The sequence below is a fragment of the Desulfosalsimonas sp. genome (assembly GCF_055149105.1).
Genome location: NZ_JBSRLA010000048.1, coordinates 12,954 through 30,074, shown reverse-complemented (window position 1 = coordinate 30,074; position 17,121 = coordinate 12,954). Strand labels below are relative to the sequence as shown.

At 54.5% G+C, this 17,121-nt stretch carries 16 protein-coding genes; 3 read left to right on the top strand and 13 right to left on the bottom strand.

What is annotated here, in order from left to right; genetic code table 11:
• Positions 1-184 precede the first annotated feature (184 nt).
• Entirely contained in the window at positions 185-691 is a 507-nt protein-coding gene (locus ACTCIA_RS11980) for a DUF456 family protein (protein WP_463002056.1), read from the top strand.
• 371 nt (positions 692-1,062) lie between these two features.
• A complete protein-coding gene (gene aroF / locus ACTCIA_RS11975) occupies positions 1,063-2,937 on the top strand; it encodes a 3-deoxy-7-phosphoheptulonate synthase (protein ID WP_463002055.1) in 1,875 nt (624 codons plus the stop codon).
• A gap of 299 nt (positions 2,938-3,236) precedes the next feature.
• Here aroF and ACTCIA_RS11970 read toward each other — a convergent pair whose 3' ends face one another.
• From ACTCIA_RS11970 to ACTCIA_RS11950, 5 genes are all read right to left on the bottom strand, one after another.
• Positions 3,237-4,871, bottom strand: coding sequence for an FmdE family protein (locus tag ACTCIA_RS11970; protein ID WP_463002054.1), 1,635 nt, complete (start codon positions 4,869-4,871; stop codon positions 3,237-3,239).
• Positions 4,872-4,952: 81 nt separating this feature from the next.
• A complete protein-coding gene (locus tag ACTCIA_RS11965; RefSeq protein WP_463002053.1) occupies positions 4,953-5,597 on the bottom strand; it encodes a cytochrome b/b6 domain-containing protein in 645 nt (214 codons plus the stop codon).
• A gap of 3 nt (positions 5,598-5,600) precedes the next feature.
• Positions 5,601-7,202 (bottom strand): tetrathionate reductase family octaheme c-type cytochrome, encoded by a 1,602-nt coding sequence (locus tag ACTCIA_RS11960; RefSeq protein ID WP_463002052.1) that lies wholly within the window; start codon positions 7,200-7,202, stop codon positions 5,601-5,603.
• Positions 7,203-7,262: 60 nt separating this feature from the next.
• Positions 7,263-7,592 (bottom strand): c-type cytochrome, encoded by a 330-nt coding sequence (locus tag ACTCIA_RS11955; RefSeq protein ID WP_463002051.1) that lies wholly within the window; start codon positions 7,590-7,592, stop codon positions 7,263-7,265.
• 23 nt (positions 7,593-7,615) lie between these two features.
• Entirely contained in the window at positions 7,616-9,304 is a 1,689-nt protein-coding gene (locus ACTCIA_RS11950; RefSeq protein WP_463002050.1) for a DUF3373 family protein, read from the bottom strand.
• 228 nt (positions 9,305-9,532) lie between these two features.
• Between ACTCIA_RS11950 and ACTCIA_RS11945 the strand changes: the two genes are divergently transcribed.
• Complete coding sequence (locus ACTCIA_RS11945; protein ID WP_463002049.1) at positions 9,533-10,906, top strand: sigma-54 interaction domain-containing protein; 1,374 nt, start codon at positions 9,533-9,535, stop codon at positions 10,904-10,906.
• A gap of 5 nt (positions 10,907-10,911) precedes the next feature.
• Here ACTCIA_RS11945 and ACTCIA_RS11940 read toward each other — a convergent pair whose 3' ends face one another.
• The 8 genes from ACTCIA_RS11940 to ACTCIA_RS11905 form a co-directional block, all read right to left on the bottom strand.
• Positions 10,912-11,205: a type II toxin-antitoxin system RelE/ParE family toxin gene (locus ACTCIA_RS11940; RefSeq protein ID WP_463002048.1), complete on the bottom strand. Its 294-nt coding sequence runs from the start codon at positions 11,203-11,205 to the stop codon at positions 10,912-10,914.
• Positions 11,202-11,390 (bottom strand): hypothetical protein, encoded by a 189-nt coding sequence (locus tag ACTCIA_RS11935; protein WP_463002047.1) that lies wholly within the window; start codon positions 11,388-11,390, stop codon positions 11,202-11,204. Before ACTCIA_RS11935 ends, ACTCIA_RS11940 begins: the two co-directional genes overlap by 4 nt.
• Before the next feature lie 95 nt (positions 11,391-11,485).
• Entirely contained in the window at positions 11,486-12,661 is a 1,176-nt protein-coding gene (locus ACTCIA_RS11930; RefSeq protein WP_463002046.1) for an acetyl-CoA C-acetyltransferase, read from the bottom strand.
• Positions 12,662-12,889: 228 nt separating this feature from the next.
• A complete protein-coding gene (gene yidD / locus ACTCIA_RS11925) occupies positions 12,890-13,201 on the bottom strand; it encodes a membrane protein insertion efficiency factor YidD (protein WP_463002045.1) in 312 nt (103 codons plus the stop codon).
• 164 nt (positions 13,202-13,365) lie between these two features.
• Complete coding sequence (locus tag ACTCIA_RS11920; protein WP_463002044.1) at positions 13,366-14,199, bottom strand: metal ABC transporter permease; 834 nt, start codon at positions 14,197-14,199, stop codon at positions 13,366-13,368.
• Positions 14,196-14,957, bottom strand: coding sequence for a metal ABC transporter ATP-binding protein (locus ACTCIA_RS11915; RefSeq protein WP_463002043.1), 762 nt, complete (start codon positions 14,955-14,957; stop codon positions 14,196-14,198). Before ACTCIA_RS11915 ends, ACTCIA_RS11920 begins: the two co-directional genes overlap by 4 nt.
• 2 nt (positions 14,958-14,959) lie before the next feature.
• Complete coding sequence (locus ACTCIA_RS11910) at positions 14,960-15,820, bottom strand: metal ABC transporter solute-binding protein, Zn/Mn family (RefSeq protein ID WP_463002042.1); 861 nt, start codon at positions 15,818-15,820, stop codon at positions 14,960-14,962.
• A 106-nt stretch (positions 15,821-15,926) separates the two neighbouring features.
• Positions 15,927-17,120, bottom strand: coding sequence for an adenylate/guanylate cyclase domain-containing protein (locus ACTCIA_RS11905; RefSeq protein WP_463002041.1), 1,194 nt, complete (start codon positions 17,118-17,120; stop codon positions 15,927-15,929).
• Position 17,121: the final 1 nt, after the last annotated feature.

The following is a 17,121-nucleotide window of genomic DNA, read 5'->3' as shown; positions in this document are numbered from 1 at the left end:
TATCACCGTCAACCACTAAAGAGACAACTTATTGATTTTACTTAATACTTAATCACTTAAAACTTAACACTGCCTGTAAAAAAGACTTTTTACAGGCTTATCAAGTTCTGTAAGGAGAAAAATCTTTGGATGAGGTTATAAACGCGGATCAGCGGTTATTTCAAGGAAAAAATCGGATGGGCACATGGAATTAACCGCCATTGCCGCAGCAATAGTGCTCGTCTTGTGCTGTATTGCCGGGATACTGCTGGTGCCGCTGGGAATGCCGGGAACCTTTGTGATTCTGGCCGGAGCGGTGATCTATAACCTGATTCACGGCGCCATGGTGTTTTCCATAACGGTTCTGGCCCTGCTGCTGGGTCTGGCCATTGTCGGCGAGGTGCTGGAATATGTGCTGGGCATGCGCATGGCCACCAAAAGGGGGGCTTCCCGGTATGCGGCTTTTGGCGGGATTGTCGGCGGTATTGTGGGCGCGTTTGCCGGGGTGCCGGTTTTTTTGATCGGACCGGTTATTGGTTTGTTTGCCGGGGTTTTTATTGGCGCGTTTCTGGTGGAGCTGGCGGTGAAAAAAGATGCAGCGGCATCCCTGCGCTCGGCCACGGGTGCTTTTTACGGGCGGATGGGTGCGGTACTGGTTAAAACCCTGGTGGGCTGTGTCATGGTGATTGTGCTTTGGATGCAGGCGTTTTGATCCTTTTTCCCGGCCCGGGTCATATCTTTTTCATAATTGTGTTGACAGGTTAAAATAAATATCCTACCTGTAAATCAATATCATCTTAATAAATCAGCAGGGAATTTTTTGATATGCAGCTAACCGGCGGTTGCCACAACCCGATGTTTTCTTTTGGACGCTTCTTTTTTGGTTTTAGAAGCGTCCATCCGGCGGTGTAGCATGCAGTAAAAATCAACAGATGCACACAACCCCGGGTGGACAGACCATGTCCGCCCGGGGTTTTTTGTTTAAAAGACCCCGGGGGACGCTTCCCCGGGGTCTTTTCGTCTGGCACCAGCCCCGGGGCCCGGCAAATAAAAATGTCATGTTTGAAACACAGGAGGTCAAAGATGTTAATCGTACTGGAGCCCGACATCACCCAGAAACAGAAAAACCACATTTACCGGATTTTGCGCGAAGGCGGCTGCATTTCCCGTGAAATTACCGAGGCTGGCCGGCATATTATCGGCTCCACCGGAGATGCCGGCCGCCCGCCGGATTTTTTTGAATCCCTGGAGGGCGTGGCCCGGGTGGTGCCGGTCAATACGGCATTTAAACTCGTCAGCCGCCAGATGCACCCCGAAGACACCCGGGTGCAGGTGGGTGATGTTTCCGTGGGCGGCGAGCGCATCGTGGTTATTGCCGGGCCGTGTGCGGTGGAAAACCGGGAACGCACCCTGGCCATTGCCGGGCAGGTGCGCAAGTACGGGGCCGTGTTGTTCCGGGGCGGGGCGTTTAAACCCCGGACCTCTCCCTATGCCTTTCAGGGACTGGGCGAAGAGGGCTTGAAAATCCTGGCCGAAGTCCGCCAGACCTATGGCATGCCGGTGGTCACGGAGATCACCACCCCGGCCCAGGCCGACCTGGTGATGAAATACGTGGACGTGATCCAGATCGGTGCGCGCAACATGCAGAACTTTGAGCTTTTAAAGTGCGTGGGCCGGCTGGGAAAACCGGTGCTGCTAAAGCGGGGGCTTGCCGCCACCATCGAGGAATGGCTCATGTCGGCTGAATACATTGTCTCAGAGGGAAACGATAACGTGATTCTCTGCGAGCGCGGCATCCGCACCTTTGAGCCCTACACCCGCAACACCCTGGATCTTTCGGCCATTCCGGTGATCAAAAACCTCACCCACCTGCCTGTGATCATTGATCCCAGCCATGCCACCGGAATCCGGGAAAAGGTCAGTCCCATGGCCCGGGCCGCCATCGCCGCAGGTGCGGACGGCTTGATGATCGAGGTCCACGATGACCCGGACCACGCCCTGTCAGACGGGGCCCAGAGCCTTTACCCGGAGCAGTTTTCCCGGCTCATGCGGGATTTGTACGTGATTTCCCCTGTGGTGGACAAACAGCTGGATTTCGGGTATCTCGACAAGGCCCGGGCCGTGGACCGTATGCAGAAAGCCGGCAACGGCAAGGGCCGGCGGGCGGCTTTTCTCGGCGAGCCTGGGACTTATAGCCACAAGGCCTGCATGCAGTACTTTGGCGGCCAGGTAGCTCCCGTGCCCATGAGTTCCTTTAAGGAAATTTACGAAACGGTCAGGGAAGGCGGGGCGGATTTCGGGGTGATTCCCCTGGAAAATTCCCTGGCCGGAAGCGTTCATGAAAATTATGATCTGCTGCTTGAATATGATCTGCGCATTGTGGGCGAAATCCTGCTGCGAATCGAACATCATCTCATTGGCCATCCAGGAGCAAGGGTCGAAGACATCCGGCGGGTTTATTCCCATCCCCAGGTGTTTCAGCAGTGCCGCAGCTACATTGACCGTCATCAATGGGAATGGATTCCGGTTTCAGACACAGCCAGGGCGGTCAGGCTCGTAAAAGAGCAGAACAATCCGGCTGAAGGCGCCCTTGCCGGCCGGGACGCGGCCCGGATCCATGAAATGCAGATCCTGGAGCAGGGCATTGAAGCCAACGCCCGCAATTACACCCGGTTTGTGGTGATCGCCAGAGAGTCCATATCCGGCGGGCAGAAAAACAAATCATCGCTGATCTTTTCCACGGGCAACCAGCCCGGTGCCCTGTTTGAGGCCCTGAAGGTGTTTGCCGACAGCGGTATCAACCTGGTCAAGCTCGAATCCCGGCCCATTCACGGCAAGCCCTGGGAGTACATGTTTTACGTGGATCTTGAAGCTGACGTGGACAGCGATGAATTGGCACCGGTGATAAAGCAGCTGGCGCAAAAGATTGATTTCCTGAAGATCCTGGGCAGTTATTGATGAGCCTGTAAAAAGCTTTTTTACAGGCAGTGTTAAGTTTTAAGTGATTAAGTGTTAAGTAAAATCAAGACGTTATTTCTTTATTGGTTGGCTGTTATATCCGTTTTGGGCCTTTTTCGCAAAAAATAAAAAAAGCGGGAGCCCGGGGGTGAAACGGGCTCCCGCAGTGCCAAAGGGAGGGTGTTTCATGGCAAAAGCTGGAAAGAAATGGCCTGCTTTTCCGCTTTTGATCAGGAGCTGAAACAGTCCCTGATGATTGTATTATAACCATGAAAACCGTTGGTGCAAATCCCTGAGACCTACTTTCCAAACGGGCATTTGGGAAAGGTGCAGGCCTTGCAGCTCAGGCAGAATCCGCCCTGGGCATAGGCGGCCATGTCCTTTCGGGTCAGGTGCTGACCGGCCAGCAGTCTCGGCAGAATCAGGTCCAGGCTCGTGGTCTTGTGAAACAGGGCACACGCCGGAACGCCCAGAACCCGGGCCTGTTTGATCCGGCCCACCAGGGTCATGGCCCCGGGCAGGATGGGCGCGCCGTAAAGCACATCTTCCAGGCCTGCGCGGATCAGGCCCGTGCGGGTCTGGTCATCCGGGTCCACGGACAGCCCGGCGGTGGTAATGATCAGATCCGCGCCACAGGCAAGCAGGTTGGAGACCTCTTCTGCAATCTGGTCTGCATCGTCTGCTGAGACCGCCGCATGCACCACCCGGCAGTTGAAATATTCCACCTTGCGCTGGATCACCGGTTCGAATTTGTCCTCGATCAAGCCCCTGTACACCTCGGTTCCCGTGACCAGAATGCCCACTTTTGCGGGTTTGATGGGAAGGACTGTAAACAGGGGCGGTTTTTCAATGGTTTCCAGGGCATGTTCGAAATGGCTGCGGTCCAGATACAGGGGAATGGCCCGGGAGCCGGCAAAGGGCTTGTCTTTTTCCACGACGATGTTGTTTTGCCGGCTGGTGCACATGACATTGGGCACCAGGTTAAAATTCTCCAGAGCCGTGGCGTCTATGGAAAGAAGCCCGGTCACCGAGGCGTGGAAATTGATTTTGCCCTCAGCGGGCGGGGCCGGGTAATAGACGTTGGGTCCGGCCATTTTTTCGGCAAAGGCCAGCACCGCGTCGTTTTCATGGATCCAGCGGTCTGAGGAAACCGGCGCGTCCTCCACGTAAACTTTGGACCGGCCCATCTGCTGGAGCCGGCACAGATCCCCGGCGCTGATTTCCTGGCCCGCCTTGAATTCCGGTCCCTTGGAAACCCCGGGCACGATCCGGGTCATGTCGTGCAGAGCTTTTTTCCCCACGGCCTCCTCCACGGGAACAGCCGCGATTTCCGGTGCCGGCTGCTCGGCGGCGCAGTCATGATCCAGCACATGGCGGTACGGGGCCTCTCCCTGGCATCCCCGGCAGATGGAACCGTCTTTTTTGGGATAGGCCTCCCCGCAGGCGGGGCATACGGCAATGGCCCCCATTTCGGTTTTTTTGACCAGGCGCTGGCGGACATTGACCGGAACCACTGACAGGTATTGGTCGCCGGCTGCCTCGATTTCGGCAAAAAGCCGGTCTGTGTCCTGCTCCTGCTTGGTTGTGCGTTTTAAAAACCAGTCCCGGATTTCCGGGAAACCTTCAAGCTTTTCAAGCTCGATGCTCACCCGCCAGCCCTCGAAGGTGTACTTGTCATACAGGCTCAGGGCGTATCTGCCAAGGTTGATAACCTTCATCCAGCTGTTTCCGGTGCTGCACAGGGTCAATAGCTGTACTGCGTCCGGCAGGCATTTGCCGGTTTCCACAACAGCTTCAAACAGGGTGCCTTCAGGCAGTTTTTCTTTGGCCGCTTCCACCATGTAGCCGCCGATGAGCAGGCCCGGGGCCGGGTATCCGTGAAACCGCCGGGCCAGTTCCATAAATTCCGAAAATGAGTATTGTCCGATGTTCATGAGAAAAAGCCTTTCTTTGGGTATGGGATCGTTTGTGCTTATAGCTTATACCCCTGAAAGGCTATCAAATAAAGTCTAAAATCAGGACCCGGCTTTTTCCCAGTCTTCAACGACTTCCGGTTCTTCAAGGTCCTCCCATCCCGTGATCATGGCCTTGGGATGGGCAAACACGGTTGCCCCGGTGGTGGTCATGTACACGTGAATGATGATAAAAACCAATATCGCGTAGGCCATGGCCGTATGAACAAAGGCCACCTGAGAAAGGCTCAGAAAATCCAGACCCCAGGCCGCCCATGAATTGTAACTCCAGTACAAAAATCCGGAGATCATCTGTATGGGAAGCATTACCGCGGCCAGCGATAAATAGGTCAGCCGCTGGAGCGGATTGTGCTTGGCTTTTTTGCTTTTTGGCACCGGATGGGCCTCTCCCTTGAAAATGCCGTAGCTGTAATAGCGGATCACGGTGAGCATCTTGCGGGTCGTGGGGATGTATTGTTTCCATTCCCCGGTGGTAAACATCCAGAAAGTGAAAAAGAAAAAAGCGATCAGCCATGCAAGGCCTGTAAAGTTGTGTATGTTCACCGCATCCTGAAACCCGCTCAGGACAAACATGCCGTGGACTTCCAGCCCGGTTGCCAGCAGCACCGCAATCAGTGCCATCTGCAGCCAGTGCCAGAAACGCTCGTAACGGGAATACAAGTATATGCGATTTGGTTGCCCGGTCATTTATCAGTCCTCCTTTCTGCTGCCGTTTGCCACTATGCGGCCGATGGCGTGCAGACCCACTGCCGCCAGGGCGGCAATGGCCAGAATCCATGCCCCATAGTCCATTAAGGCAAAACGGTCCCTTCCGGGCATGTAGAATCCGGCCAGATTGGACAGACGCCCGTTTTCAGGTCTGTGGCAGGCGCGGCAGGAAAGCGTGTTTTCCTTTGGCGCCACCATGTGGGTTGTTGGAAACACGTAAGTGGTTTCCACAAATCCCATTTCCCCGGAATAGGGCAGGTCCATCAGGGCCATGCCCCGGGTGTTGGCGTCCTGCCAGTCAAAGGTTTTCCAGTATCCGTTGTTTTCCTCTGAAAGAAGGGGGGTGATCAGGGTGTTGTGAACCTTGTCATAGGGCTGCTTGGCCCAATGGACCTTGAACGGAAAAATCCGGGACTGACCCTCTCCGCGCTCGCCTACAGGGTGGCTGACCCGCACGACCCCGGAAGGGTCGATGACATCCTTTGCGGTCAATGCGGCAACAGAGCCGTTGTACCAGAAATATTGCGGCTCCACGTCTTTCTCCCAGCCGAACTCGCCTTTGATGGATTTGTATACCGGCCGGTCAAATTCCCCTTTTTCAATATAGGGCTTGCCGTCTTTGAGTTTGCCCGCCTTGGACCAGTCCCATGTCATTTCCGTGGCATGGGCCCGGGCAAATTCAGGAATATGGCAGCTCTGGCAGGCCACCATGTCGGTGTGGTCGTTGAGCTTGCCCTCCTTGTGCGGGCTCGCCGTGTGACAGGATTCACAGGAGATTTTCGGGGCCAGGTCATCCTCCACCAGGCTTTTGCGCTCCGAGACCGCGGGCGTGGAATAGACCCGGCCGGCCACCTGATGTTTGCTGGTGGTATGACAGCGGGTGCAGGAAAAATCCTCGCCGTCGATTCCCATGTGCACATCCAGGGTTCGCTTGGGGTTGATCAGGGAGGCATCCAGATCTCCGTGCTTGACTGCTTCACCGCCGCCGCCGTTGAAGTGGCAGGAGCCGCAGTTCTGCCGGTTTGGCCGGATGATCTGCGTGACGGCCGCTGAAATATCGTCCTGGATTTCCGTGACCAGCTCGGCTTCGCCCATTTCCTTGAAAAACTGGTAATCCTTGAACTGGGCTTTCCAGTCCATGTCTTTTTCGCCGTGGCACACCAGGCAGTTAATGCCGTCTTCCTTGCCGTTCCAGCCGATATGGCAGCTGCTGCATTTTTTGTCGTTCATTTTGTTGGTGGAAATGCAGAAGTTGTTGATGGAATAACCCGCCTTACCAACCAGGTCACCGTCTTCGTAGGGTGAAAGCCATTTCCAGTGGATGGTGTGAAACAACTGATCATCTGCCAGGGAATGGCAGGACAGGCAGGTTTCAGTGATCTGCTGTCCGGATTCAAATGTTTTTTTCAGGGCCTCCATTTCGGAATGATCGGCTGTTGTCCAGTCCCCGGACAGGACACCGGCCTGCCGGGCCATGGCCCGGCCCGGGGCGGGAGGCTCATCCTGAGCCGCCGCCCAGGCCGGTAAAAAAGCAAGGCATGCGGTTATTGCCAGCATGAAAATATTTTTTGTGCTTGTTTGCAAAACAACCTCCCTCGGGGTTGGTTGGGTTTGTGGCGTCAGGGCCTTGCCAATCCCGGTTTTTTATTCGCAGGTTGCCGGAGACGGTGAGTCAAAGGCATGGTTGTAGAGATAAGTCAGTATGTCGTTTCTGTCTGATTGAGAAAGTTCCTCCCACTGATCCGCGCACTCGAAGCGTTCATATCTTTGGAAGGCGCGTTCCCATTGGGCCTGGGTTTTGGAGATCGGGTTTAACGGTTCGGCGGATGCGCCTTCTGTGTGGCAGGACCGGCAGTTTTTCCGGAACATGTATTTGCCTTTTCTCTCATTGCCCTGTTCAAATGCCGCAGCCGTTCCCGCAAGGGCCACAACAAATCCGGCCGTGAGAAATAAACACAATAGTTTTCGAAACATGGTTGTCTCCTTAATGGTTATATTTAAAATTGTACGGTTGCAGACAGATAATAATTCCAGACGTCGTCGACCACCGGGTTGATGGTGTCAAGCGCGGTGGTGTCGGCAATTTTGACCGGTTTTCCCAGTGGATTGCCGCTGCCGGTGTACTTGTAGTCATAGAATTGTCCGCCGAGCTTGACAAAGAAGTTGTTTCCGAAAATCGGCTGAATGTAATAGGCCTCATAGACTTCGCCCCGGGCGGCGAGTTTGCTGCCGATCAGGGAATCTTCAGCGCCGGTGAAGTTAAACCAGTACTTGGATCCCCAGTTGTACTCCAGCCCCAGACGCCCGCTGACAACCGGCACCGGAAAAATGGCGCCAGCATATATGCTGTATCCGTCCCGGTCTTCGAGTTCGCCGTTGGAACTCAGCAGACCCATGCCCATAAGCTCGTAAAAGGGATTCTGCGAAATTTGGGAAGGGTTGGTATGGGTCCAGGAACCGGCCAGAAACCAGTCAATGTGGTCGTTTTCGGTGGGGATCTGCGATCTGATCAACAGGGATGCCGCATCCCAGTCACCGATATTGGTTTGGGGCTCCAGGCGGGAAATAAATCCGCCGCTGTTTGGTTCAAATGTATATGTGCCGTTGTTTTTCGAGACAATAAAGGGCATGACCGCCAGGCCTGTAAAGCCGTCTGTGACATCCCAGGCATGGGCATAGCTGAATTTGAAACTGGTGGTGCCGTTGTCGTATAAATCCGTAATAATGCCCAGCATGTGGACATCATCGAGTTCAGCCTGGCTGTAATTCAGCGAGGCGGCATTTCCCCAGTCGCTTTCATAGCCCACACCATAGCAAAGTTTAAACGACGCCCCTGGGATACCGGTGACGTCCTCTAAGCCAAAGGTAAGCGAGGCCCCGTCAAACTGCCAGTTAATGATGGTGGCCAGCGGAGAACCGCCCTGGAGGCTGTAATTGCGGTATTCCAGCGGAGGCCCGTCAGTTGACGGCCGTCTTCCGGCAGAAAAGCTGTAGGGGATATCTCCGAGCTGATTTTTATAAACAAAATAAGCCCGCTCCACCCGGAGGGTGTCTCCGTGTGGCAGGCTTGCGCTGTTGCCGTCAAAAGTGACATCGCCAAGGCTTCCCTGGTTGAACTTCACCCCTGTGCTGTCGCCGAACACCTTGTATGCGGCCAGCCGGCCCCGGAATTCCAGGTGCTGGTTATACCGGCCCATCATGTTTAAGCGGATGCGGTTGGTGTAGATAATATCATTGTCTGCGTCGTATTTTTCCGGCTCGGGGATTGTCCCGGCGGCTGCCATGCCGGCTACGGCGTCTTGGAACTGCTGTTTTGTGGCCCCGTTGAAGCCTCCGGGCTCAGTCACAGGCGTGAAAAAACTCTGGATCATCGAAGACGGCGCCACGCGGATGTCGTTGTAATGGATGGATTCGGCCCGGGTCCTGAAATCCACGCCCCAGGAAATCTTATCAGTGGCCGTGTGCAGTTCGGTCTTGTCCACCCTGTCCATTAACATGTCGATATCTTCGGTGTTCCAGTCCTGGCTTTTCTCCATTTTCTCGATTTTTTCCTGAAGTGCTTCCACCTGTTTTTTCAGGTCGCTCAGGCTTTCCTGGGCGCATAATACAGGGGGCAGAAATAAGGTGTATGCCGCCAGCACCGCAAGGATTGCTGGAAAGCATAAAAAATTGGTTTTTTGCCGCATGTTGGCCTCCGTGGGTTAAAAGATGAATTGTGCGCATTCCGGTCCGATGCAGCATGATATGGCAATGTTTGTGCCAGTTTTTTGTTTTGCAATAACAGCCTGATAAAACAAATTATTTGAAAATTTTCATGGCGTTTTGCGAATGGAATTGTTATTGTTTTTATTAACACCTGTTAATTAACCATTAACAATTGCGGTAAACAGGATAAGCAGGGAAAAAGCTGTGAAATGAATATCGGGGACTACTGGAAAACCATTTTTGACACCCTCCACGACGGGTTGATTGTCGTGGACACCTCCGGCTGCATTGTTGCGATCAATCCAGCGGCCGAGGAGATTACCGGTTTTGCCGCAGACGAGCTTCAGGGGCACTCCTGCAGGATACTCAACTGCACGGGATGCAAATTTGTGGGCAAGGGCAGCGGGGATAACTGGTGCAGGCTGTTTGCCGTGGGCGGGGTGCGGGACAAGCAGTGCACGATCACCAAAAAAGACCGTCAGACCGTGCATATTCGCAAAAGCGCCAGGGTCCTGCGCGATGCCGTCGGGGAAATGATCGGCGCGGTGGAGACCCTTACCGATATTTCCCAGCTCGTGCGCCAGCAGGAGGAAATCAAAGCCCTGAAACAGACCTGCCAGCCCGGGGATTCCTTCTACGGAATCCTGGGGCAGGCACCGGTGATGGTCAATCTGTATGGAATGATAGACAACGTGGCCCGCTCGGATGCACCGGTGATGATCACCGGCCAAAGCGGAACCGGCAAGGAAATGGTCGCCAGGGCGGTCCACCAGGCGGGCGTGCGCAGGGATAAACCTTTTATCAAGGTCAACTGCGCGGCCTTAAACGAAAGTCTTCTGGAAAGTGAATTATTCGGTCATGTCAAGGGCGCGTTTACCGGTGCGGACCGCTCCCGGATCGGGCGGTTTGAAGCCGCCCACCAGGGCACCATCTTGCTTGACGAAATCGGCGATATTCCGCCTGCCACCCAGGTGAAGCTGCTTCGCGTGCTGGAGGAAAAAAAGATCGAACGGGTGGGGGATCACAATCAGATAGCCGTGGATGTGCGCATTGTCACGGCAACCAACAAGGATCCGGAAGACCTGGTCCGGCAGGGAATGTTCCGGGAAGACCTGTATTTCCGGATCAACGTGTTTCCCATTCAATGCCCGCCACTGGCCGCGCATCCCGAGGATATCCCTCTTCTGGCAAGCCATTTTATCAGCCGCAACATGATCAATTCAGATAAGGATATTTCCGGCATCAGCCCGGCGGCCCTGGATCGGCTCATGGCTTATGACTGGCCCGGAAATGTGCGGGAGCTGCGCAATACCATCGAGTATGCCTTTGTCTTGTGCCCGGGTGGCACAATTGATGAAATTCATCTCCCCGCGCGTGTCAGGGGTGTTGTCCGGCCGCCTTCGGCCATGCCGGCTGTCAATGCCGATGAGAACGGGCAACGGGCGGTCCTGGAACAGACCCTGCGGCAAACCGGCTGGAACCAGTCTGAAACCGCCCGGATTCTCGGCGTCAGCCGGGTGACTGTCTGGAAAAGAATCCGGAAATTCGGAATTGAGCGTCCCTGGGCAGCCGGTTCCCGATAACAGCTTCAATATTCAAAATCATGAGGCAATTGCCTTGCTCCGTGGATTACAGCGAGTATATGAATTTGATCGGCTTGAATCCGGTAAATAATTCTGTATGGAGATTCTATGACCTCTCGGATGTCTTCTGTGTCATATTCCGGAACCTTTCGCCCGGAAAGGGGAAAATCGGCGATTTGAGATGAACGCTTTGTAATCTTGTCAACCATTTTTCTGGCATAGGTCTTTGAATTGGCACCAATATATTCATATATGTGTACAAGGTGCCCTATGGCGTTTTCTGTCCACTCAACATTCATCCCTGCAATCCGAATTTTTCCCGAACTTCTTTTATGCTCATTGTCCTGCCGGCTTCACTGTCTTCCATGCCGGCTTCAATTGCTTGTCTGACATAGATTCTATACATCAGATCCTCCCATGTTGCATTTTCCGGCAGATCCTCAAGAAGTCGGTAAGCCTCGTTTTTTATATTTTGTGTCTGCATCGCCTGTCCCCTGTATCAATGATTACGATAACCATTGGGTTAATTAAATATAATCCATGAATCTCCGGGAATCAAGACCGCAGCCTGTCCGGTTTTTACCTGTGTACGGTCATGGCCACGGCTTCGCCGCCGCCCAGACACAAAGAGGCGATGCCGTTTTGCACGTCTTGGCGGATCATTTCATAGAGCAGGGTGGTCAGCACCCGGGCGCCGCTTGCGCCGATGGGATGACCCAGAGACACGCTGCCGCCGTTGACGTTGACTTTGTCGGTGTTAAGGCCCAGTTCCTTGATCACCGCCACGGTGGAGCCCGAAAACGCCTCGTTGATCTCAAACAGATCCATGTCCTTTGCGGTCATGCCGATTTTGTTCAGGCACTTGGGAATGGCCAGAATCGGGGCCACGAGCACGTATTTCATGTCAATGCCGGCAGAGGCCTGGGCGCCGATGCGGGCCATGGGGGTCAGGCCCAGTTCCTTTGCCTTGGTGTCGCTCATGACCACCACGGCCGATGCCCCGTCGCTGATAATCGAGGCGTTTCCGGCCGTACCCCTGCCGTCTTTGCGGAAAGCCGGCTTCATTTTCGACAGGGTTTCAAAAGGGGTGGGCTTGGGGTTTTCATCCACGGCAAACTCGGTGGTGTTGCCCTTGCGGTCCCGGATGGGCACGGGTGCGATTTCCTGCTTGAAACGGCCTGATTCCACAGCCTCTATTGCACGGTTATAAGACATTTCCGCGTACCGGTCCTGATCTTCCCGCGAAACATCGTATTTTTCAGAGCAAAGCTCGTTTGAAACCCCCATGTGAAAATCATTGACAATATCCCACAGACCATCATGGATCATGTGGTCCTGGAGTGTGCCCCCGCCCATGCGATAGCCGAACCTGGCTTTTTCCAGGTAATAGGGGGCCATGCTCATGTTTTCCATTCCGCCGGCCACCACCACGTCGGCGTCTCCGGCGCCAATGGCTTGGGCAGCGAGCATTACGGATTTTAATGCGGATCCGCATACCTTGTTGAGGGTCAGGCATTCCACCTCCCAGGGCAGTCCGGCCCTGACCGCGGCCTGGCGGGCCGGGTTCTGGCCGTAGCCGCAGGGGAGCACCTGGCCCATGATGACCTCATTGACCGATTCTCCGGAAATGCCCGCCCGCTGGATGGCTTCGGTGATCACGTGGGCGCCCAGATCTGTTGCACCCGTATTGCCCAGGGTGCCGTTAAAGGCGCCAAGGGGGGTTCTTACTGCACTGACGATAACGGCTTGCGGCATGATGCCTCCTTGTTAGTAAATGTTTTTTCACAGCCCTAAATTGAGCGTTTCAGATTTTTAAAAGCAATTCATTTGAAAGGATAACATCCATTTCTATTTTAAAAATCTGCAAACCCTCCGGGATTTCCAATTTTACCGCATCTACCGCGTCAGATACAGCCTCGCATAGTTGACTATAGCGAGTCTGTATCTTCCTTGTATCTGCGGCAAACTTGAAAATCGCTCAATTTAGGGTGGCGTATCTGAAAACCAGAAATCGTTTGCGGAAACCGGATCATGATATCTCCACTTTCCGTTAACTGGAATTTTAGGGGCGTAGTCCAGCTCGCTGCGGCCGCATCTCATCAACCGGTCGCAGGCAAGCATAGCGCCCACAGCAGGTCCGTGTTTTTCCACGGCCCGGCTTGTGTATTGCGAGCAGGACGGGTACATGGGACATTGGCCCGTGCGCACTGCGTTTAAATGGTCCAGTGGGCCCTGGTAAAAATCAATCACCCATTGAACCGGTCCTGCATTGTCGGCGTCCGCCGGGTTGTGCAAAACCCTGCCCGAGCCGCACCCGCCTGCGATGAAAAAAACGGCGGCCAGCAATAAAAAATATAACTTTTTGATTTTACTTAACACTTAATCACTTAAAACTTAACACTGCCTGTAAAAAAGACTTTTTACAGGCGCACCATAATATATTTTACCCAAAAAAGCGATCATATTTTTGACCGTTGTTTTTTATGCCGTACACTGATGATTGTGTCAATGAAAAGAGAGATGAAAAATCCGGCCGCAGCCACCAGGATGATGCTGGCACCGGAGCTCAAGTCAAAGCAATAGGCCATCCACAGCCCGGCAACATTGAAAATTGCTGAAAGGCCCACGGCAAAAACCATCATCACCCCAAGGGAGCGGGCGTATTTTTCGGCAATATAAGGCGGGATCGACAGCAGAGCAATGACCAGAAGCAGTCCCACCACCCGTATGATTAATACAATGGCCACGGCCACCATGGCCATGAACAGAAAATAGAGAAAATTGACCCGCACGCCTTGCAGCTGTGCAAATTCCATGTCATAGGAAATGGCAATCAGGTCACGGTAAAAATACAGGGTCAGCACCAGGGTCACCGCACCCAGGGCGAGCATCCACCAGATATCCGAGGCAGGCACGGCAAGGATGCTGCCAAACAGGTAGCTCATGAGATCCACGTTGTAGCCCGGGGTCAGATCCACCAGGATCACGCCCAGAGCCATGCCAACGGCCCAGAGCACGCCGATGAAGGTATCAGAGCGGTGGGGGACCTTGAGGGTGACTGCGGTCATGATCAGGGCTGCGGCCAGCGAAAAGCCCATGGTGCCGTAAATATAAGGGATTCCGAAAAACAGGGCCGCGCCGATGCCCCCGTATGCGGCATGGGCAATGCCGCCGGTTAAAAACACCATCCGATTGACCACCACGAAGGTGCCGATGATTCCGCATATAAGGGAGGCAAAAAGCCCGGCATACAGGGCATTTCGCATGAATTCAAACTGCAGGGCCTCGATCATGGGCCTTCCTCGTGGGTTTTCAGGATCCGGTGGGGCTGGCCGTGGGCGATGAGTTCCACCGGGCATTGGTACCCCATGTCAAGCATCTCATTTGTGATTTCGTTTTCGTCGTGGTAGTAAACCTGCTGGTTGACGCAGGCAACAGCGGTTACGTAAGAAGACATGACCATCAGGTCATGGCTGACCACGATAATGGTCTTGGTGCGGTTTAAATCCCGCAAAAGGGCGTAGAGTTCGGTGCGGCCGGCTGTATCCACGCTCGCGGTGGGCTCGTCGAGAATCAGGATGTCCGGATCCGTGGTCAGGGCCCGTGCGATAAAAACCCGCTCCCGCTGGCCGCCGGAGAGATCATCGATTCTGCGCTCCTTGTATTGGGACACGCCCAGCAGTTCGAGAAAATGGCAGGCCGCCTCGTAATCCTGTTTCCGGATGCGCACGCCTTTGTGCCGCCGAAGCCGGCCCATAAGGACAACGTCTAAAACCGATATGGGAAATGATCGGTTGATGGACACGTCCTGGGGAACGTAACCGAAGCAGTGGGATACTTTTTTGGGCGGTTTGCCCAAAATCCGGATCCGGCCGGCATCCGGCTTCAAAAGGCCCAGCATCAGCTTGACCAGGGTGGATTTGCCGCCGCCGTTGGGCCCGATAATGGCCAGAAATTCTTTTTTCGCCACGGTGAACGAGGCGTTGTGGACCACAGGGACGCCGTCATAGGAAAAACTGACATTGCTGAGTTCAATAACGGGATCATCCATGGTTATCTGGCTGCCTCCAGGATTTTGCCGGCCACCTCAACGAGATTTTCCCGCCAGTTTTCCGCCAGTGGATCTGCAGACACCACGTTGCCGTCAATGGCCCTGGCAATGGTTTCGGCGGATTTTGAAGACACCTGGGGCTGGATTAAGACCGTTTGAATGCCTTTTTCCCGGGCAAGGGTGATCAGCCGCTGCAGGTCCGTGGCCCTGGGTGTTTTGCCGGATATTTCCACCGGGAGTTGTTTTAAGCCGTAGGCGTCTGCAAAATAACCCCAGGAGGGATGAAACACCAGAAATTCCCGGTTTTGCGGTCCTTGTCCAAACATCCGCCGGAGCCTTGTGTCAAGCTGCGCCAGTTCAGAAATGAACTTTTGACCATTGGTTTCATAGGCATCTGCATTGTCAGGATCCGCCTGGCTCAGGGCGGTTAGGATGTGTCTGGCCTGGATCATCACCAGGGGCGGGGAAAGCCATATATGCGGATCCAAATTGCCATGGTCATGGCCGTGATCCGCTTCTGTGCTGCCGTTTCTGTCAATGGGCTGCTTTTGAATCCAGGCGTCTGTGTGTACAATTTTCAGATCCGGATTTGCAGCCCGGATTTTTTCCAGCCACGTGTCTTCAAAGGGCACGCCTGCGGCAAAATACAGATCTGCTTTGGAAAGCGCGGCCATCTGCCGGGGTGAGGGCTCATACACGGCCGGGTGAGATCCCGGGGCCACCATCACGTTGACCTCCGCGGTCCGGCCGCTGATGCGCTCCACAAAATATTTCTGGGGCTGAATGCTGACAAACGCTTTGAGACCGGCTGCACCTGCAGGGCCGGCTGCCAGCAGCAATGCGGCAGCAGGAAGAACAAGCATCAAAATAATGCGCAAACAGTTTTTTTCATGAGGTTTCATCAATTCTTTTGGTCCTTTTGGGGATTTGCGGCTGTTTTTTGAAAATATGCCCCTGGTGCGGCAATTGTCAAGCATGATAGGCTCTGTCGTCTCTGAAAAGGGAATAGATTTGCACCGGGGCTTCAATGCCTTTGAGTTCGACTTTACCCCGGTCGTAGACAGGCCAGAGGTTTTCGATCATGCTCCGGGTGCGCCCGCCAAACAGGATGTCGCCGCCCTGGGCGTATTCGGCCAGGCGGGCGGCCAGGTTGGTGACCGTGCCCGAGGCCGTATAAGTCATGCGCGTGTCCAGAGCCCCTTTCATGCGGGTCATGCCCACCAGGGCCTCGCCGGTGTTAATGCCCATGTTGACGTTGATCGGCCCGCTGGCGAGGTTTAGTTCCCGGTTGACCTCGTGGTTGCGCTCCCGGATGTCAATGGCCGCCTTGATCGCGTTTACGGCATTGACCCGGGGATCGTCATCCTTGAAAATAATCATAAGCCCGTCGCCTGCGGTCTCATTGATTTCGCCGTGGGATCGGTGGATGGGATCCACGAAGCTGGAAAATATCTTTTCCACCAGTGCGTTGACCTCGTCTTCGGGCCGGTCAATGGAGAGTTTGGTGTATCCTTCCAGGTCCAGAAACAGGATGCTCACATCCTGTTTTTCCTTTTCCCGCTCCAGCATTTGCGGGTCATCTTCAACGATTTTGCGAACCGACTGGGGCACAAACGGCGACATGTGAGCGAGCATCTGGTTGATGCGGATTTTTTCCTGGGTCATGGCCCAGTGCTTTTTTGCGCTGATAAGCAAATGACCCACGGTTTCGGCAAAATCCTGGAGAAGGAAAAATTCCCTGCTTGAAAAACGGGTTTCGGGCATGGCCACCACGCTGACAACCGCCAGCAGCTGGTTTTCCGCAAACACCGGCACTGCGGCTTCCGGGCCGATGGGCACCGAGGTGCCGTCATGGCGGAGCACGGGCTGGCTGCCGGTTACCACCACGGCTTTTTTCCGGGCAATGGCCTGCTGGATGGCCGGCCGGTGGCGTTTGCATTTCAGGCAGTTGACCGGCTTGTCATACAGGGCGCACTCCAGGGGGCGGGTGTATTTGCCGGCCTCGGGATCCAGCAGGAGAATGCAGGCCTCCATGGACCCGGAGATGATCTCCCGCAATTCAGAGCGCATTTTTTCAAGGATTTCGTTTGCCTCCATAAACGGCGCGACTTTTTGCGCAAGCCGGCGCTGGGCCTCGAAACGCTCCTTGTAATATTTTTCCATC